The sequence below is a fragment of the Caecibacteroides pullorum genome, from assembly GCF_019239235.1.
Classification (GTDB): domain Bacteria; phylum Bacteroidota; class Bacteroidia; order Bacteroidales; family Bacteroidaceae; genus Bacteroides; species Bacteroides pullorum.
The window spans coordinates 120,029-136,392 of sequence record NZ_JAAZTS010000002.1 but is presented as its reverse complement, the minus strand read 5'-3'; the positions used below and the strand labels follow the sequence as shown (position 1 = coordinate 136,392).

General features: G+C 55.3%; 18 protein-coding genes. 10 read left to right on the top strand and 8 right to left on the bottom strand.

Going from position 1 to position 16,364, the window contains the following annotated elements; genetic code table 11:
- Positions 1 to 50: 50 nt before the first annotated feature.
- The gene (locus tag HF894_RS02475) at positions 51 to 425 is read right to left on the bottom strand and encodes a 2-amino-4-hydroxy-6-hydroxymethyldihydropteridine diphosphokinase (protein WP_204970969.1); all 375 of its coding nucleotides are present in this window, start codon (positions 423 to 425) and stop codon (positions 51 to 53) included.
- Positions 426 to 434: 9 nt separating this feature from the next.
- The gene (locus HF894_RS02470) at positions 435 to 2,765 is read right to left on the bottom strand and encodes a transglycosylase domain-containing protein (protein WP_204970968.1); all 2,331 of its coding nucleotides are present in this window, start codon (positions 2,763 to 2,765) and stop codon (positions 435 to 437) included.
- Between the two features lie 376 nt (positions 2,766 to 3,141).
- On the opposite strand from HF894_RS02470, the gene HF894_RS02465 reads away from it, so the two are divergent.
- The 7 genes from HF894_RS02465 (at position 3,142) to glyA (ending at position 8,339) form a co-directional block, all read left to right on the top strand.
- Positions 3,142 to 3,378 (top strand): hypothetical protein, encoded by a 237-nt coding sequence (locus HF894_RS02465; protein WP_204970967.1) that lies wholly within the window; start codon positions 3,142 to 3,144, stop codon positions 3,376 to 3,378.
- 305 nt (positions 3,379 to 3,683) lie between these two features.
- A complete protein-coding gene (gene pyrB / locus HF894_RS02460; RefSeq protein WP_204970966.1) occupies positions 3,684 to 4,622 on the top strand; it encodes an aspartate carbamoyltransferase in 939 nt (312 codons plus the stop codon).
- Positions 4,623 to 4,702: 80 nt separating this feature from the next.
- Entirely contained in the window at positions 4,703 to 5,161 is a 459-nt protein-coding gene (pyrI, locus tag HF894_RS02455; protein WP_022020337.1) for an aspartate carbamoyltransferase regulatory subunit, read from the top strand.
- A 3-nt stretch (positions 5,162 to 5,164) separates the two neighbouring features.
- Entirely contained in the window at positions 5,165 to 5,566 is a 402-nt protein-coding gene (locus tag HF894_RS02450) for a four helix bundle protein (protein ID WP_246593106.1), read from the top strand.
- A 36-nt stretch (positions 5,567 to 5,602) separates the two neighbouring features.
- A complete protein-coding gene (locus tag HF894_RS02445; protein WP_021848140.1) occupies positions 5,603 to 6,172 on the top strand; it encodes a flavin reductase family protein in 570 nt (189 codons plus the stop codon).
- Positions 6,173 to 6,196: 24 nt separating this feature from the next.
- Positions 6,197 to 6,976, top strand: coding sequence for a porin family protein (locus tag HF894_RS02440; RefSeq protein ID WP_021848141.1), 780 nt, complete (start codon positions 6,197 to 6,199; stop codon positions 6,974 to 6,976).
- 82 nt (positions 6,977 to 7,058) lie between these two features.
- The gene (gene glyA / locus HF894_RS02435) at positions 7,059 to 8,339 is read left to right on the top strand and encodes a serine hydroxymethyltransferase (protein WP_204970965.1); all 1,281 of its coding nucleotides are present in this window, start codon (positions 7,059 to 7,061) and stop codon (positions 8,337 to 8,339) included.
- 116 nt (positions 8,340 to 8,455) lie between these two features.
- Here glyA and HF894_RS02430 read toward each other — a convergent pair whose 3' ends face one another.
- From HF894_RS02430 to HF894_RS02410, 5 genes are all read right to left on the bottom strand, one after another.
- The gene (locus HF894_RS02430; RefSeq protein WP_075317055.1) at positions 8,456 to 10,126 is read right to left on the bottom strand and encodes a formate--tetrahydrofolate ligase; all 1,671 of its coding nucleotides are present in this window, start codon (positions 10,124 to 10,126) and stop codon (positions 8,456 to 8,458) included.
- A gap of 71 nt (positions 10,127 to 10,197) precedes the next feature.
- Positions 10,198 to 10,971, bottom strand: coding sequence for a lipocalin family protein (locus tag HF894_RS02425; RefSeq protein WP_204970964.1), 774 nt, complete (start codon positions 10,969 to 10,971; stop codon positions 10,198 to 10,200).
- A gap of 39 nt (positions 10,972 to 11,010) precedes the next feature.
- On the bottom strand, positions 11,011 to 11,667 hold the full coding sequence (locus HF894_RS02420) for an MliC family protein (RefSeq protein ID WP_204970963.1): 657 nt from the start codon (positions 11,665 to 11,667) through the stop codon (positions 11,011 to 11,013).
- A gap of 189 nt (positions 11,668 to 11,856) precedes the next feature.
- A complete protein-coding gene (locus HF894_RS02415; protein WP_204970962.1) occupies positions 11,857 to 12,717 on the bottom strand; it encodes a phosphodiester glycosidase family protein in 861 nt (286 codons plus the stop codon).
- The gene (locus tag HF894_RS02410; RefSeq protein WP_204970961.1) at positions 12,714 to 13,082 is read right to left on the bottom strand and encodes a LytTR family transcriptional regulator DNA-binding domain-containing protein; all 369 of its coding nucleotides are present in this window, start codon (positions 13,080 to 13,082) and stop codon (positions 12,714 to 12,716) included. Before HF894_RS02410 ends, HF894_RS02415 begins: the two co-directional genes overlap by 4 nt.
- Positions 13,083 to 13,177: 95 nt before the next feature.
- Here HF894_RS02410 and HF894_RS02405 point away from each other — a divergent pair, with 95 nt between their 5' ends.
- The 3 genes from HF894_RS02405 to HF894_RS02395 all read left to right on the top strand — a co-directional run bounded on the left by HF894_RS02405 (position 13,178) and on the right by HF894_RS02395 (position 15,855).
- Positions 13,178 to 13,768, top strand: coding sequence for a sugar O-acetyltransferase (locus HF894_RS02405; RefSeq protein ID WP_204970960.1), 591 nt, complete (start codon positions 13,178 to 13,180; stop codon positions 13,766 to 13,768).
- Between the two features lie 110 nt (positions 13,769 to 13,878).
- Positions 13,879 to 15,240 (top strand): MATE family efflux transporter, encoded by a 1,362-nt coding sequence (locus HF894_RS02400; RefSeq protein WP_204971122.1) that lies wholly within the window; start codon positions 13,879 to 13,881, stop codon positions 15,238 to 15,240.
- 12 nt (positions 15,241 to 15,252) lie between these two features.
- A complete protein-coding gene (locus HF894_RS02395) occupies positions 15,253 to 15,855 on the top strand; it encodes a Crp/Fnr family transcriptional regulator (RefSeq protein WP_021848150.1) in 603 nt (200 codons plus the stop codon).
- Here HF894_RS02395 and HF894_RS02390 read toward each other — a convergent pair.
- The gene (locus tag HF894_RS02390) at positions 15,836 to 16,219 is read right to left on the bottom strand and encodes a hypothetical protein (RefSeq protein WP_204970959.1); all 384 of its coding nucleotides are present in this window, start codon (positions 16,217 to 16,219) and stop codon (positions 15,836 to 15,838) included. The genes HF894_RS02395 and HF894_RS02390 overlap by 20 nt on opposite strands.
- Positions 16,220 to 16,364 lie beyond the last annotated feature (145 nt).

Genomic DNA, 16,364 nt, shown 5'->3' with positions numbered 1-16,364 from the left:
ATTGAAAATTGAGAATTGAAAATGGAAAATTATCCATAACCAATTATCCACTATCCATTATTCATTAGTTCTTTCAGCCCCTGGCGAACGTAGCCGCGCTCCATATCGGCAGGCTTCAGCACACGGCCGTCGCACGACAGGAGGTCGATGTCCAGCCGCACAATCTCGCGCGACTTGTCCTCGGGCATACGGCCTGCCTCGCGCTCGATGGCTTTCAAGCAGGCACGCACCTCGTCGGCGCAGAGGTCGGAATGGAAGCAGGCCACCTGGTTGGAGAACCGGCAGGGACGATGCAGGTACAAGGGAGCGGTCTCTTCTTCGCAAGAGAAGCGGATGTCGGCAAAGAGTTCCGACAAGCGCCTGCGCGCCAGAAGCATGTTCTGACGGCGGCCTTCGTTGCTACCGATGCTCACCAGGTACTCCATCGCGGCACGTCAGTTGAACAGGTCGTCCAGCCCCATGTCGGGCGTCGGTTCGTCCACCTCCTCGTACACCTCGCCGTTGTCCTTGCAGGGATCGTAGTTCTCGGGCAGTTGGAAGGTCTCCGTCTCGTCGTAACCCAACGTCTTGTCGGCATAGACCTTGTTCATGTATTTCGTCCAGATGGGCAGGGCCATGGAGGCTCCCTGTCCGTGGAGCATGGTGTCGAAGTGGATGTCGCGGTCTTCGCCGCCCACCCAGCAACCCGATACGAGCGAGGGGGTGAAGCCCATGAACCAGCCGTCGGCGTTGTAGTTGGTGGTACCCGTCTTGCCGCCCATGTCGGCCTTGACGCCCAGACGGCGCACACGGCCGCCGGTACCTTCGTTGATGACGGCACGCAGCATGACGAGCATCTTGTAGGCGCTGGAGGTGCTGATGACTTCGTTCATCTCGGGCGAGAAGGTGGCCAGCACGTTGCCCTCGTTGTCCTCGATGCGGGTCACGAGCAGCGGAGCCACGCGGATGCCGCGGTTGGGGAAGGCGGTGTAGGCGCTCACCATCTCGGCGACGGATATCTCACAGGGGCCGAGGCAGAGCGACACGCTGGGCACGATTTCGCGGTTGCGCACGCCGAAGGTCTGCACCAGGCGCTTCAGTTCGTAGGGGTTGAGCTTGCTCATGAGGTAGGCAGTAATCCAGTTGTCGGAGTTGGCCAGGCCCCACTTCAGGGTCACCATCTCGCCGATGCGCTTGTTGTTGGCGTTGCGGGGCGTCCAGGGGATGCCGTTCTCGTCGAGCAGGGTGTAGGACACGTGGCGTGCCTCGTCGCAGGGCGAGAAGCCGTTCTCCATGGCCAGGGCGTAGACGTAGGGCTTCATGGTCGAACCAATCTGACGGCGGCCCACCATGGCCATGTCGTACTGGAAGTAGTGGTAGTTGGGGCCGCCCACATAGGCCAGCACGTGTCCGTTGCGGGGGTTCATCGACATGAAGCCGGCGCGCAGGAAGTGCTTGTAGTAGCGGATGGAGTCGAGCGGCGTGAGCACGGTGTCCACTTCGCCCGCCCAGCTGAAGACCGACATCTCCTGCGGGGTGTTGAAGGCCTTCATGATTTCCTTCTCCGAAGCGCCGCCCTTCTTCATCAGGCGGTAGCGGTCGGTCTGGCGGATGTTGCGCAACAGGATTTCATCGACCTGCTCCTGCGTCAGGCGGAAGCTGTAGGGAGCCTTCTTGCGGCCTTTCTTCTCCTTGAAGAAGTAGCCCTGCAACTCCTTGAGGTGCTCGGTCACGGCCTCCTCGGCATACTGCTGCATGCGCGAGTCGATGGTGGTGTATATCTTCAGTCCGTCGGTATAGAGGTTGTACTTCTTGCCGTCCTTGCGGGCGTTCTTCTCGCACCAGCCGTAGAGGGGGTTCGTCTCCCAGTCGAGCGAGTCTTCGTAGAACTTCTGCATCTGCCAGCCGCGGTAGTCGGACTTGTCGGGCTTCTTGGCCGTCAGCACCGTGCGCAGGTATTCGCGGAAGTAGGGCGCGGGGCCTTCCTTGTGGTCCACGCGGTTGTACTTCAGCTTCAGGGGCAGGGCCTGCAGGGAGTCGCACTGCGCCCGGGTCAGGTAGCCGGCCTTGCGCATCTGGTCGAGCACCACGTTGCGGCGCCCGCGGGTGCGCTCGTTGCGGCGCACGGGGTTGAAGAGCGAGGGGTTCTTGCACATGCCCACCAGCGTGGCGGCCTCCTCAATCTTGAGGTCCTTGGGGTCGCAGTTGAAGTAGGTATAGGCGGCGGTCTTCACGCCCACGGCGTTGTTCAGGAAGTCGAACTTGTTGAGGTACATCGTCAGGATTTCCTCCTTCGTGTAGTAGCGCTCCAGCTTGACGGCGATGACCCACTCGATGGGCTTCTGGAAGAGTCGTTCCAACGTGCTCTCCGCACTGGGCGAATAGAGCTGTTTGGACAGCTGCTGGGTGATGGTGCTGCCGCCGCCGGCGTTCTTCTGGAAGAGGAGGCCGCGCTTCACCACGGCACGGAACAGGGCCTTGACGTCGATGCCCGAATGCTCGGCAAAGCGCACGTCTTCCGTGGCGATGAGGGCGTTGATGATGTGGGGCGACAGATCCTGATAGCCCACGTAGACGCGGTTTTCCTTGCTGTACGAATAGGTGCCCAGCGTCTTGCCGTCGGCCGAGAAGACCTGCGTGGCAAACTTGTAGTTAGGGTTCTCCAGGTCTTCGACGGGCGGCATGTAGCCTATCCAGCCTTTCGAGATGGAGGTGAACACCAGCACGCATGCCAGCAGCATGACGGCCAGCAGTATCCAGAGGGTTATGATGACTTTCTTTATCATGTTCAGCGTTTCGTTTTTACTTTGATTTAATAACGTGCAAAGATACAACTTCCGGCGCAATTACACAAGAGTGTTTGCACTTTTTGGCGGCTTTCCAAGGCCGAAAACGCATGTCTGTCCGGCAGTCCTTCTGATAAACACTTTTTAACTTACACAATTACAAATTACAATTACAGTTAGACGAAAGTGAGTTTCCGCATCCATCAGATTAAATAGTATATTATAAATTTATTATATTATATATTATATATATATTATAATTATATATATAATATATAATATAATAAACATATATATAAGGGGCATGGGAGAAGCGAGCAAAAAACGATATTGACCTAACTGTAATTGTAATTTGTAATTATGTAAGTTAACGAATGTGAATAAAAATCCATCTTCCCACAGCATTCGGCAGGCACAAACAGCCTGTTTTCCCGAGCAGCCGGACACTCCGTTTCCTGAACAAGCAGACAGTTTCCTGCTTTTCCGGACACATATCCTGATTCAGCAGACATACCCTTTCCCCGAATGTGACAATCGGACGGAAAAGAGGATGCTCGATGCCTCGCCACAACGCGCCGCCCCGCCCGCACGAAAGCATCGTTTTCCCGACTGAGAAACAATGCATTAGTTTTATTAACACAACAGGACGGCTTCGTTAACACCTTTTCAGACGCCGGCGAGGCTCTATTTTTGGCGCTTCGGCGGGAGATGCCTACCTTTGTAGGGACGGGAGGAAAAATGGCGGCGGACGGAAAAAAAACGGGGCACAAGCTTCCAACTACCGCAGTTTTTGCCTACCTTTACACACTCGAAAGGCAGTGAAAGGTGAGAGGAGAACAAATATCGAAACTCGTTTCAGATATTTTTATCCCGAACCGCCTCCTGTCTTATTCAAAATTAACAAGAAACAACAACAATATGGAAAACAGAAGTTTAGTGACCATCGCCGAGCACAGCAAGGAAAAAATACTCTACATGCTGGAAATGGCGAAGCAGTTTGAAGAACGTCCCAACCGCCACCTGCTGGACGGAAAGGTCGTGGCAACCTTATTTTTCGAACCCTCGACGCGCACACGCCTCAGCTTCGAGACGGCGGCCAACCGCCTGGGCGCACGCGTCATCGGCTTCAGCGACCCCAAGGCTACCAGCTCGTCGAAGGGCGAGACGCTGAAGGATACCATCAAGATGGTGAGCAACTATGCCGACATCATCGTGATGCGCCACTACCTGGAGGGAGCCGCCCGCTATGCCAGCGAGGTGACCGACGTGCCCATCGTCAACGCCGGCGACGGCGCCAACCAGCACCCCTCGCAGACGATGCTCGACCTCTACTCCATCTACAAGACGCAGGGCACGCTGGAGAACCTGAACATCTTCCTGGTGGGCGACCTGAAATACGGACGCACCGTCCACTCGCTGCTGATGGCCATGCGCCACTTCAACCCCACCTTCCACTTCATCGCCCCCGACGAACTGAAGATGCCCGAAGAATATAAGATATACTGCCGCGAGCACGGCATCCGCTACGTGGAGCACACGGACTTCACCGAGGAGACCATCGCCGAAGCGGACATCCTGTACATGACGCGCGTGCAGCGCGAACGCTTCACCGACCTGATGGAGTACGAGCGCGTGAAGAACGTCTACATCCTGCGCCGCAAGATGCTGGAGCACACCCGCCCCAACCTGCGCATCCTGCACCCCCTGCCCCGCGTGAACGAGATTGCCTACGACGTGGACGAAAGCCCCAAGGCCTACTACTTCCAGCAGGCGCAGAACGGCCTCTACGCCCGCGAAGCCATCCTCTGCGACGTGCTGGGCATCACTTTGGATGAATTGAAAATGGAGAATGGATAATGGAAAATTAGTGAATCATTTCCATTGTCAGTCCCCCCAAAAAATTATCAATTATCAATTTTCAATTTTCAATTAAAGAAATGAACGACAAGAAAGAATTGCAGGTAGCCGCGCTGGAGAACGGCACCGTCATCGACCATATCCCCTCCGAAAAACTGTTTACCGTGGTGTCGCTGCTGGGCCTGGAGCACATGAACAACAACATCACCATCGGCTTCAACCTCAACAGCAAGAAGCTGGGCAAGAAGGGCATCATCAAGATTGCCGACAAGTTCTTCTGCGACGACGAAATCAACCGCATCGCCGTCGTGGCGCCCAACGTGAAGCTGAACATCATCCGCAACTACGAGGTGGTGGAGAAGCGCGAACTGGTGTTGCCCGACGAGCTGCGTGGCATCGTGAAGTGTGCCAACCCCAAGTGCATCACCAACAACGAGCCCATGCCCACCCGCTTCCACGTCATCGACAAGGAACGCTGCGTCATCAAGTGCCACTATTGCGAGAAGGAGCAGACGAGGGAAGAAATCGAAATCATCTAATCAATGGAGAATGGAGAATTGATAATGGATAATGATGATAGAATACAAAGAATCAACGTTGTCGAGGAAAAGAGTTATCAATTCTCCATCCGTATCATCAACTTGTACAAATATCTGGACGAGAACAAGAAGATATACGCCATTGCCCACCAGTTGTTGAGAAGCGGGACGGCCATAGGCGCACTGATTAAGGAATCGGCCCATGCACAAAGCAAAGCCGATTTTCTGAACAAGATGAATGTTGCTTTGAAAGAAGCAAACGAAACGACCTACTGGCTTTCGTTGCTACACGATACCGATTACTTGAAAGATCACGAGTTTGCCTCTATCAACAAAGATTGTGAAGAACTTCTCAAACTATTGATCAGTATCGTAAAAACAACCAAAAGCAGCCTCAACAAATAATTATCCATTATCCATTATCAATTTTCCATTCAAGAAATGAAAGAAGACTGGAAACCCGGCACCCTCATCTACCCCCTGCCCGCCGTCCTGGTGAGCTGCGGAAGCACGCCCGAGGAATACAACATACTCACCGTGGCCTGGACAGGCACCCTCTGCACCAACCCACCCATGTGCTACATCTCCGTCCGCCCCGAACGCCACTCTTACGACATCATCCGCCGCAACATGGAGTTCGTCATCAACCTCACCACGAAGGACATGGCACGCGCCACCGACTGGTGCGGCGTACGCTCGGGCCGCGACTACAACAAGTTCGAGGAAATGCATCTGACACCCGGACGTTGCACCGTGGTGCAGGCACCGCTCATCGAAGAGTCGCCCCTCTGCATCGAGTGCCGCGTCAAGGAAATCGTGTCGCTGGGCTCGCACGACATGTTTATCGCCGACGTGGTGAACGTACGCGCCGAAACCAGCCACCTGAACCCCGACACGGGCAAGCTGGAACTGGCCGAGACGAATCCGCTGGTCTACGTCCACGGCGGCTACTACGAACTGGGCCCCAAGATCGGCAAGTTCGGCTGGAGCGTCGAAAAGAAGAAAAGTTAAACAACAGACAAACGAAGGAACGACATGAAAAGAAACAGAGCTTCCCTCTTGCTTGCCCTGCTGACGGCTTCCACACTGGCGTACGGACAACCGTCGGCCAACCCCGATGCCGACGCACAGGCTGACAAGAAAAAGCGAAAGACGGAAACGTCCATCAACTTTGGTGCCAAGGGCGGATTTACCGCCTCTCTGTTCCTCGTGTCCGACCTCAGCATCAACGGAACCCATGTAGAACAGGTGCAGAACAACTACAAGATAGGCTACTTCGCCTCCCTGTTCATGCGCATCAATTTCGACCGCCACTTCCTGCAGCCCGAATTGTCCTACACCATCAACCGTTGCAATATCACCTTCGACAAGCCGCTGCCCGTAGACAATGCTCCCGAAGGCACCCTGCCCGAACAGGGAAGCATCACCTCGTCTATCCACAGTGTCGAAATCCCTGTCATCTACGGCTACAACATCATCAAGGACGGCCCCTACAGCCTGGCCGTCTTCGGAGGACCGAAGCTGCGCTACATCTGGGACAAAAAGAGTAAAGTCACTTTCGAAAACTTCAACATGGACAACATCCGCGAAGAACTTTACCCCTTCAATGCCAGCCTGACCGTGGGCGTAGCAGTCACCATTTCGCGCATCTTCTTCGACTTCCGCTACGACATCGGCCTGCACAACATCTCTAAGAAAATCACCTACGACATGCCCGACCTCCAGCCTTCGCCCGGCGAAAACATCCCTGACAAAGAGATACGCTTCACCCGCAAAGACAATGTACTCAGTTTCTCGTTTGGCGTGTTTTTTTAAACAAAATGACGCATATATTCATTTATTTGCTTACATTTGTAAACTTCTTAAAGAAAGAACTATTAATCTATTATAGAAACACATGAAAAGAGACGATTTAATTTTCGACATCATCGAAAAAGAACACCAACGTCAGCTCAAAGGCATTGAACTGATCGCATCAGAAAACTTCGTAAGTGACCAAGTCATGCAGGCCATGGGCTCCTGCCTCACCAACAAGTATGCCGAAGGCTACCCAGGCAAGCGCTACTACGGCGGTTGCGAAGTGGTGGACCAGAGCGAACAGATCGCCATCGACCGTATCAAACAGATATTCGGAGCCGAATGGGCCAACGTACAGCCCCACTCGGGCGCACAAGCCAACGCAGCTGTCTTCCTGGCCGTGCTCAACCCTGGCGACAAGTTCATGGGCCTGAACCTGACTCATGGCGGACACCTGTCGCACGGCTCACTGGTGAACACGTCGGGCATCATCTACCACCCCTGTGAATACAACCTGAACCAGGAAACAGGACGCGTGGATTATGACCAGATGGAGGAAATCGCCCTGCGCGAACACCCCAAGATGATTATCGGAGGCGGCTCGGCCTACTCACGCGAATGGGATTACCGCCGCATGCGCGAAATAGCCGACAAGGTGGGCGCCATCCTGATGATCGACATGGCACACCCCGCCGGCCTTATCGCCGCTGGCCTGCTGGACAACCCCGTGAAGTATGCCCACATCGTCACCTCGACCACTCATAAGACCCTCCGCGGCCCTCGTGGCGGTATCATCCTCATGGGCAAGGACTTCCCCAACCCCTGGGGCAAGAAGACACCGAAGGGCGAAATCAAGATGATGTCACAACTGCTCGACTCAGCCGTATTCCCTGGCATTCAAGGCGGACCACTGGAGCACGTCATCGCTGCCAAGGCTGTTGCCTTCGGCGAAATCCTCCAACCCGAATGGAAGGAATATGCCGCACAGGTACAGAAAAACGCCGCCGTGCTGGCACAGGCGCTCATCGACCGCGGCTTCTCCATCGTGAGCGGCGGTACGGACAACCACTCCATGCTCGTCGACCTTCGCACGAAATACCCCGACCTGACTGGTAAAGTAGCCGAGAAAGCCCTTGTATCGGCCGACATCACCGTCAACAAGAACATGGTGCCTTTCGACAGCCGTTCAGCTTTCCAGACTTCAGGTATCCGCTTGGGTACGCCTGCCATCACGACTCGTGGCGCCAAGGAAGACCTGATGCTCGAAATTGCCGAAATGATCGAAACTGTGCTCTCCAACGTAGACAACGAAGCCGTTATCGCACAGGTTCGCGCCCGCGTCAATGAAACAATGAAGAACTACCCGATCTTCGCTTATTGAGTAAATTGAGAATAGAAAATTAAGACAAAAAAAAGAGTGCATCCCTTGGGGCGCACTCTTTTCTTCTATATAGGAATTGCTAATTGAATTCTCAATTCTCCATTTTCAATTTTCCATTAACTCAGCCCTTCTATCAACCCGTTTACGATATCGATATGTTCTGCCTGAGGCACCTTGGGAAGGCCAGGCATACGCAAGATTTCGCCCGCAATCGCCACAATCATTTCGGCACCATGGTTGATGACAATATCCTTGATGTGGAACTCAAAATTATCTACCGCCCCATAAATCTTCGGATCGGCCGAGAAGGAATATTGTGTCTTGGCAATGCAAATCGGATAATGCGTAATGCCCATCTGCTCAATGAGTTTGAGCATTTTACGTGAATGAATACTATAAGTCACCACGCTCGCTCCATAGAGGTTGCAGGCCACTTTCTCGATCTTACGCTCTACGCTGTCCGTCTCTTCGTACGTGAAGGCAAGCGGCTGGGAAGGCCGTTGTTCGATGGTATCCACCACCAGACGGGCCAGGTCGACGGCTCCTTCGCCTCCTTCTGCAAAGGCGTTGTTGATGGCGAAACCCACACCCAGCTTCTCTTCGCAATGACGGCGGATGGCTTCCACCTCCTCATCCGTATCGCTGGCAAAGCGATTGAAGGCCACCACGACGGTCTGTCCGAAGGAACGCAGGTTGCGCACGTGTTTGTCCAGGTTGCCAAAGCCCTGCTTCAACCCTTCCATGCTCGGCTCCTTGATGCGGTCGAGGCTCACGCCACCATGCATCTTCAATCCTTGGGCCGTAGCCACAATGATGGTCAGCTTGGGTTGCAAGCCACTCTTGCGGCACTTGATATTATAGAATTTTTCCGCACCCAGATCGGCGCCGAAACCAGCTTCCGTCACCACATAGTCGCCGAAGGTCATCGCCATCTTCGTAGCCAGAATGGAGTTACATCCATGGGCGATGTTGGCGAAAGGACCGCCATGTACGAATGCCGCCGTGCCTTCCGTGGTTTGCACCAGGTTGGGGTTGATGGCATCCTTCAGCAGGACGGTGATGGCTCCAGCCACACCCAATTCCTTCACTGTAAAGGGGGTACCGTCGAAGCGGAAACCGAGGATGATGTTCTCGATGCGACGGCGCAAGTCGTCCTGATCCTTAGCCAGGCAGAGAATGGCCATGATTTCCGAAGCAGGCGTGATGTCGAAGCCCGACTCCTGTGTCACGCCGTTGGTGCTCGGTCCCAAGCCGGTCACGATGCTGCGCAGGGAGCGGTCGTTCACGTCGAGTACACGCCGCCAGATGATTTCCTTCAGCCCGAAGCCGTCGGCCTGATGCTGGTAAAGGTAGTTGTCGAGCAGGGCCGAAATCATGTTATGGGCAGAGGTGATGGCGTGGAAGTCGCCTGTAAAGTGCAGGTTGATTTTCTCCATGGGCAGTACCTGCGCATAGCCGCCGCCTGCCGCCCCACCCTTCATGCCGAAGCAGGGACCTAAAGAAGGTTCGCGCAAGGCCACAATGGCCTTCTTGCCTATCTTGTTCAATCCCAATGCCAAGCCGATGGAGACGGTCGTCTTACCAATACCAGCCTTGGTGGCCGTGATGGCTGTCACCAGGATCAGATTGCTTTGCTTTACTTTTTCTTCATCGATGAGATGAATGGGAATTTTGGCGATGTAGCGGCCATAGTTTTCCACTTCTTCGCGAGGTATGCCGACGCTCTCAGCCACCTGCTTGATTTTCTTGAGCTCGATGCTGCGAGCTATTTCGATGTCCGACTTCATAGAGGTATTCAAATGATTTAAAAAATGAAAGTGCAAAAGTACGAAAAAGCCCGCAGCCAGCCAACGAAAGTCTATTGCAATTGCAGAGTGTAGTTCAAATTCGAGTCAATCGGTCGCAACTCGCGGTCGAGCATGGTCAGTTTGTCACCTCCGAACAAGAAGTTCATCGTGTCCTCAGCCTTGTCGAAAGGCACAAACTGAAGGACAGTAGCGTTCTTGTCTACGGCATTTCCACGCAAGGTGTACTGGCGTCCGCAGAACTCGTAGGTCTGGTCCTTCCCGTCCTCAGCCTCCAGGTAGGTGAGGCTCGCTCTGAACACGCCGTCGCCGCTATGCTCGTAGTTGTAGAGGGTGATATCGTAGACGATGCCCGGGCATGAAGCGGCTGGCAACGTGCCACGATAGACGCGCGTCTGCAACTGACCCGTACCTTCCGCCTTCCGAAGGGAGTCGAGCAACGCCTTGTCCTTGCCCAAGACAGGCACTTCCTTCACCCGATAGTAATCGATGCGATAAGCACCGTTCTTGCCCAACTTCAGGGAGTCTGCCGTGAGGGACACCACGTCCAGCGTGTCCGAAAAGTCCAGCGTCTGCCCATTGCCGATGCTCTTGCCGTTGAGCACCAGCTTGCCATCGGCCAGGCTCCACGATTCATACTTCAGCGTAGCCATGCCGATGGAAGCAGCGGTGCCGTCGGCGTTCAGCGTCACCCCCTGCGTAAATTGGGAGTTGACAGGCATCACCTCTAACCAGTTCCCTACAAATTCTCTCTCTTCTTTTTGAGTGGCCGTGTGGCACGAAGCCAGTACGCAGGCAGCCACGGCCAGCATCATTGATTTTTTCATGGTTTATATCTTCTATATAGCTTACTTATTTCGATTCACTTATTTCTGCTCCACAAAGTCGATGGACGTGTCATTTCCTGCGAGCGAGAGGGTTACCTGATGTCCTTTCCCCCTGATGTCGGCCAGCGGATTCCGATAGCCGTAGCCCGAGGCGGTGACATACTGGCGGAGCAGATAGTCGATGCCGTTGTAGCGGATTTGTGCCACCCCTGCCTGGGTGAAGAAGATGGCGGAAAGTTTTTCTCCTTTCGCACCCACGAACTCGGCCTTGAGCTGGTTCTCACAACCGGTCGAAGCATACAACACCTTTCCACCCCGACTCACCAACCATTCGTTACCACACTTTTCCAGCATGTAGGTATCGTCGTCCTCCACATTCCATACGGCCGTACCATCAGGGCGGACACGTTTGTCCAACACGACGGTTTCCTGTGGCAGGAACACTTCTGCCTTGGACGAATCGGACGGAAACACGACATAGCCTGCCATCGTGGCTTGCGGGTCGGTGGCCGACAGGACGCGTGCACCTTCCTCGAAGATGCGGATTTTCTTATCGAGTACTTTGGAGTAGGTGTAACCCTGGGCGGCATCGCTCGCTCCAATAGGGGCTTCTGCCTTGTCGGGGCTTTTGGCCTGCTTGCTACCACACGACATCAGTAACAACAGAGCGGCCAGACAAATAAAGTTTCTTTTCATCTCAAATAAAGTTTTAATAGTTTATACATTCAGTCCAGTTTTCCTTTTTATGAAACAGGCGTCGGACTTGCATCATCGACCTGCACGACAAAAATAGGCAAAAACACCCATGCCCGCAAGCCGACAGACGTCGCCTGTTATGAAGTATAACAAATAATGTATGAAATAGTGCGATGGCCGTACGAAATATTATTTTCCGAAGACCAGATAGTTCGTGTTAGGATAGACATGCTCCTGCGAAACGCCCAAAAAGAGGGTATCACCATCCACCTTGCAGAAGGCATAGGCATCGCCGCCAGGCAGGTAGAGGGCGTCGTGCATGCCATAGTCGGCCAGGGCTTCCGAGAAGTCGTAGAGCGACTCGCGCTGGCGGCTCACCACCACATAGACGCGGGCGTCGTCGGCCTTCCGCGCCACCGCCCGCCGCAGGGATTTTCCCTTCAGGCGGTTGGGCCATATCTTTCCGTCGGCCACCAGCGCATATTGCCTGAAGAAGGAGCCTTGCCGCGAGGCGCAATAGTTCATCACCGTGTCCGAAGCCGAAACGCCCAGAAAGAGCTTCCCTTCGAGCAGGGCGCCATAGCCCTCCTTCCGCTTGCCGTTGCCATAGCGGCGGCCGTCCAAGACGAAGTCGCCCACGATGCCCAGGTTATCCTTGCGCACATCGGCGGCAGGCAGGGCCATGAGCACCGTCGTGTCTTGCGCGGCAGGGCGCCCAATGCACAGGCGCGCTTTGGCCCCCTCGATGACAAACACCTGCATCGGGACGTCGTTCACCGTATCGTCCACGACGCTAATGCGCACCTCCTTCGTCACACCCGCCGCGGGTTGCTGCCCGTCTTCCAGAAAGGCCAGGTCGCTTTCCAGGGGGAAAGCATCGTTTTCCTGTGGAGAAACGGCCGTTTTCCTGAGGAGAAACCAGCCTGTTATCAGAAGGGCTACAACCAAAGCGGGCAACAGATACCCAAGGAAGCGTCTGCCGCCTCCCCGCTTCCGTCCGCCGCCAGCCTGACCCAATACTTGTATTTCGTCTTCTTCGTGTCTCTTCATAATCCTGCCTCCTTTTCCAACAATTCCTTCAGCTGCCGCAGGGCCTCGCGCGAAGCCGAGAGTCTGAAAGCTCCGTCCAGCCTGCTGTCCGACAAAATCAGTTCCTGCTTCGTCAGATTGATTTTATAGATGTAGTTGCGATTGATGATCAGGCTCTTCCCGATGCGGATGAAGCAGGCCGCCTCTTCGGCCAGCTGGGTCTCGACCAGCTTCTGCATGCGCAGGAGGTTGAAGGCAAAGACGTGCTCCGTGCGGTCGTGAAGCACCACCGTCACATAGTTGCCGTCCGAGGAGATATAGGCTATCCGCTCCGGCTTCATCCTGACCAGCTCGTTCGAGTTCGATACTACCAAGACCCTTTCCATACGGGTGACTGAAAGATTTATCGCGGGCAAAATTATCGTTTTTCCGCATATATGCGTTAACTTTACCCCAAAATATTCCAAACAAACCTACGCAGATGAAAACAGAAAAACAGAAAGCAGCCGAAGGCCTGCTCTACGATGCCAACAACGACCCCGAGCTGCAACAGGAAATGCTACAGACGCGCTGCCTGCTGCATGAGTACAACCTACTGCCGCCCGACCGCACGGACGAGCGCGACCGCCTGATACGCCGCATCGTGCACATGGGCGAAGGCGGATGCATCATCTCGCCCTTCTATTGCGACTACGGCTACCACATCCGCATCGGCCGCAACTTCTTTGCCAACACCAACCTCGTCATCCTCGACGGAGCCGACGTCACCATCGGCGACAACGTCTTCATCGCCCCCAACGTGGGTATCTATACCGCCGGCCATCCGCTCGACATCGGCCGCCGCAACGCAGGCCTGGAGTATGCCTACCCCATCCGCATCGGCAACAACGTGTGGATAGGCGGCAACGTGGTCATCCTGCCGGGTGTGACCATCGGCGACGGGGCCGTCATCGGCGCAGGCAGCGTGGTGACGCATGACGTGCCCGCCCATACGCTGGCCGTAGGCAATCCCTGCCGTCCCCTGCGCAAGATTGAAGAGGAGGGATCAGAAAACTCCTGCCGCCCCCGATAGGCTCCCTGCATTAATTATCATTTGTTAATCTTCCGCGCCGAACTTTGGCTTACCTTTGCACCCGCAAAAACGAAAAAGCTATGACAACGAAAAAAGACAATCACACTCCGCTGAAAGACAGCATCGACTTCGGCAGCATGCACATCCCCACCCTGTTCAGGAAGCTGCTGATACCCACCGTGCTGGGCATGGTGTTTTCGGCCATTTTCATCATTACGGACGGCATCTTTGTGGGCAAAGGCATCGGTAGCGACGCGCTGGCGGCGGTCAACATCACCGCTCCGCTGTTCCTCATCAATACGGGCGTGGCGCTGATGTTCGGTATCGGGGCGTCGGTCGTGGCATCCATCCATCTGTCGCACGGCAAGCCGAAGGTGGCTCGCATCAACGTGACGCAGGCCGTCATCGTCTCGTCCCTGCTGCTCATTGCCTATGCCGCGGCCATCCTGGGCAACGTGGAGCAGGTGGCCCGCCTGCTGGGCAGCAGCGATCGGCTGCTCCCGCTGGCCGTGGAGTACATGTACTGGTTCGTGCCCTTCCTGGTGTTCAGCGCGCTGCTTAGCTCAGGCATGTTCTTCGTGCGGCTCGACGGCTCGCCCAACTATGCCATGACCTGTAACATCGTGGCCGCGCTCATCAACATCTTCCTCGACTGGCTGTTCATCTACGTTCTCCAATGGGGTATGTTCGGCGCCGCACTGGCCACGAGCCTGGGCTACATCTTCGGGGCGCTGATGATTCTCTTCTACCTCCTGCAACGCCGGCACGTCATCCGCCTGGAGCGCATCAAGCTGAGCCTGAAGAGCCTGCGGCTGACGGTGCGCAACGTGGGCTACATGATGCGCCTGGGCCTCTCTACCTTCCTGTGCGAAGCGGCCATCGCTACCATGATGTTCGTGGGCAATTACGTCTTCATCCGCTACCTGGGCGAGGACGGCGTGGCGGCCTTCAGCATTGCCTGCTACTTCTTCCCCATCATCTTTATGGTATATAATGCCATCGCCCAGTCGGCACAGCCCATCCTGAGCTACAACTACGGAGCGGCACAACCCGAACGGGTGCGGTCGGCCTTCCGCCTGGCCCTGTGGACGGCGGTGGTGTGCGGCGTGGTGGTGTTCCTCGTCACGGAGTTCTTCACCGAAGGGATTGTAGGCATGTTTGTCGATACCCATTATCCGGCCTACCGCATCGCCGTGGAGGGACTTCCGCTTTTTGCCGCCGGCTTCGTGTGCTTCGGCGTGAACATCGTGTCCATCGGCTACTTTCAGAGTGTGGAGCGCGACCGTCCCGCCATGGCCGTCACCCTGCTGCGCGGCTTCATCCTGGTGCTGCTGTGCTTCTGGCTGATGCCCGCCGTGATGGGTGTGCCCGGCATCTGGCTGGCCGTACCTGCCGCCGAGACGCTGACGCTGCTCTTCGTGCTGACCATCTATTGCCGCGGCAGAAAGAGGAAAGAGAAACTCGGAGAATGAAAATAAAGAGATATGGAAAAATTCGTCGATATATTCAGCAAGAAATACAACCTGAACAGCAAGGACGCCGCTTCCCTGCTGGCGCTGATGGAACCCGTGACCTACCGCCGCGGCGAGATGCTGGTACGCGAAGGCGAGCTCAACACCTCGTTCCATCTGATAGGCCAAGGCATCTGGCGCGGCTATTACCTGCGCAACGGAGTAGATGTGAGCATCTGGTTTGCCACCACGGGCGAATCGCTTTTCTCCACCCGCGGCTATATGGGCGGAAGGCCGTCGGGTACGTCCATCGAGGCCATGAGCGACAGCCTGCTCTACCGCATCGGCAGGCAGGAGCTGGAGGCCTTCTTCCACTCGTCGGCAGCAGCTGCCAACCTGGGACGGCGAATGTTCGAACGAGAATTTCTGGTGTTCGAGGAACGGCTCATCAACGAAGGAGCCACGCAGGCCAAGGAGCGCTACCTATCACTGCTCGAACGCATGCCCGAGCTGCTGCAACACGTACCGCTGAAGCACATCGCCTCCTATCTCTACATCACCCCCCAGTCGCTGAGCCGCATCCGTGCCGAACTGGCCCGAAAGGCAGGCGGCGAACCTACTCGCCCACGCGAATAATCGCCTGCACCTCTACCACGCCATCATATTCGGCGGCAAAGCCTTCGGACGAAGGTCCCAGCATCTTCACCTTCAATTCGGCAGAAACAGGGGTGTAGGGTTCGGCACCGGCCGGCAGGGCCTCCTCGTAACGCTTCTTCAGCTCGCCCGAACGGTCGACTACCCAATAGGACAAGGTATCGCCGTCGGGAGTGAACGAATAGGCTTCGTGCCCCATCACCAGACGGCCGCTACACGTAATTACAGAATCAGGGACGGCAGACGCCGCCTGCGGTACAGCGCCCTCCTGCTTCTGTGCGGCAGGACGGCAGGCAGCCATACACAGGCCCGCCGACACGACAAAAAGAACAGCTAATTTTTTCATGATTATATCGGTTTAGTTATAAAACAGAGCCTAAAATAGGCATTTATCTTTTACAACAACATTTTTAGCGAACAAAGATTTGCCGAATTCATAAAAATTAGTACATTGTGCCGCCATAAACCAAAATGTACAAATACAACCTAAT

Bases quoted from the DNA above. Each gene is read 5' to 3' on its own strand.
- HF894_RS02425 (WP_204970964.1), bottom strand. From the start codon at position 10,971: ATGAAAAAATCAATGATGCTGGCCGTGGCTGCCTGCGTACTGGCTTCG.
- glyA (WP_204970965.1), top strand. From the start codon at position 7,059: ATGAAAAGAGACGATTTAATTTTCGACATCATCGAAAAAGAACACCAA.
- HF894_RS02430 (WP_075317055.1), bottom strand. From the start codon at position 10,126: ATGAAGTCGGACATCGAAATAGCTCGCAGCATCGAGCTCAAGAAAATC.
- HF894_RS02420 (WP_204970963.1), bottom strand. From the start codon at position 11,667: ATGAAAAGAAACTTTATTTGTCTGGCCGCTCTGTTGTTACTGATGTCG.
- HF894_RS02445 (WP_021848140.1), top strand. From the start codon at position 5,603: ATGAAAGAAGACTGGAAACCCGGCACCCTCATCTACCCCCTGCCCGCC.
- HF894_RS02475 (WP_204970969.1), bottom strand. From the start codon at position 425: ATGGAGTACCTGGTGAGCATCGGTAGCAACGAAGGCCGCCGTCAGAAC.
- HF894_RS02405 (WP_204970960.1), top strand. From the start codon at position 13,178: ATGAAAACAGAAAAACAGAAAGCAGCCGAAGGCCTGCTCTACGATGCC.
- HF894_RS02450 (WP_246593106.1), top strand. From the start codon at position 5,165: ATGGAGAATGGAGAATTGATAATGGATAATGATGATAGAATACAAAGA.
- HF894_RS02395 (WP_021848150.1), top strand. From the start codon at position 15,253: ATGGAAAAATTCGTCGATATATTCAGCAAGAAATACAACCTGAACAGC.
- pyrI (WP_022020337.1), top strand. From the start codon at position 4,703: ATGAACGACAAGAAAGAATTGCAGGTAGCCGCGCTGGAGAACGGCACC.
- pyrB (WP_204970966.1), top strand. From the start codon at position 3,684: ATGGAAAACAGAAGTTTAGTGACCATCGCCGAGCACAGCAAGGAAAAA.
- HF894_RS02410 (WP_204970961.1), bottom strand. From the start codon at position 13,082: ATGGAAAGGGTCTTGGTAGTATCGAACTCGAACGAGCTGGTCAGGATG.
- HF894_RS02390 (WP_204970959.1), bottom strand. From the start codon at position 16,219: ATGAAAAAATTAGCTGTTCTTTTTGTCGTGTCGGCGGGCCTGTGTATG.
- HF894_RS02415 (WP_204970962.1), bottom strand. From the start codon at position 12,717: ATGAAGAGACACGAAGAAGACGAAATACAAGTATTGGGTCAGGCTGGC.
- HF894_RS02440 (WP_021848141.1), top strand. From the start codon at position 6,197: ATGAAAAGAAACAGAGCTTCCCTCTTGCTTGCCCTGCTGACGGCTTCC.
- HF894_RS02470 (WP_204970968.1), bottom strand. From the start codon at position 2,765: ATGATAAAGAAAGTCATCATAACCCTCTGGATACTGCTGGCCGTCATG.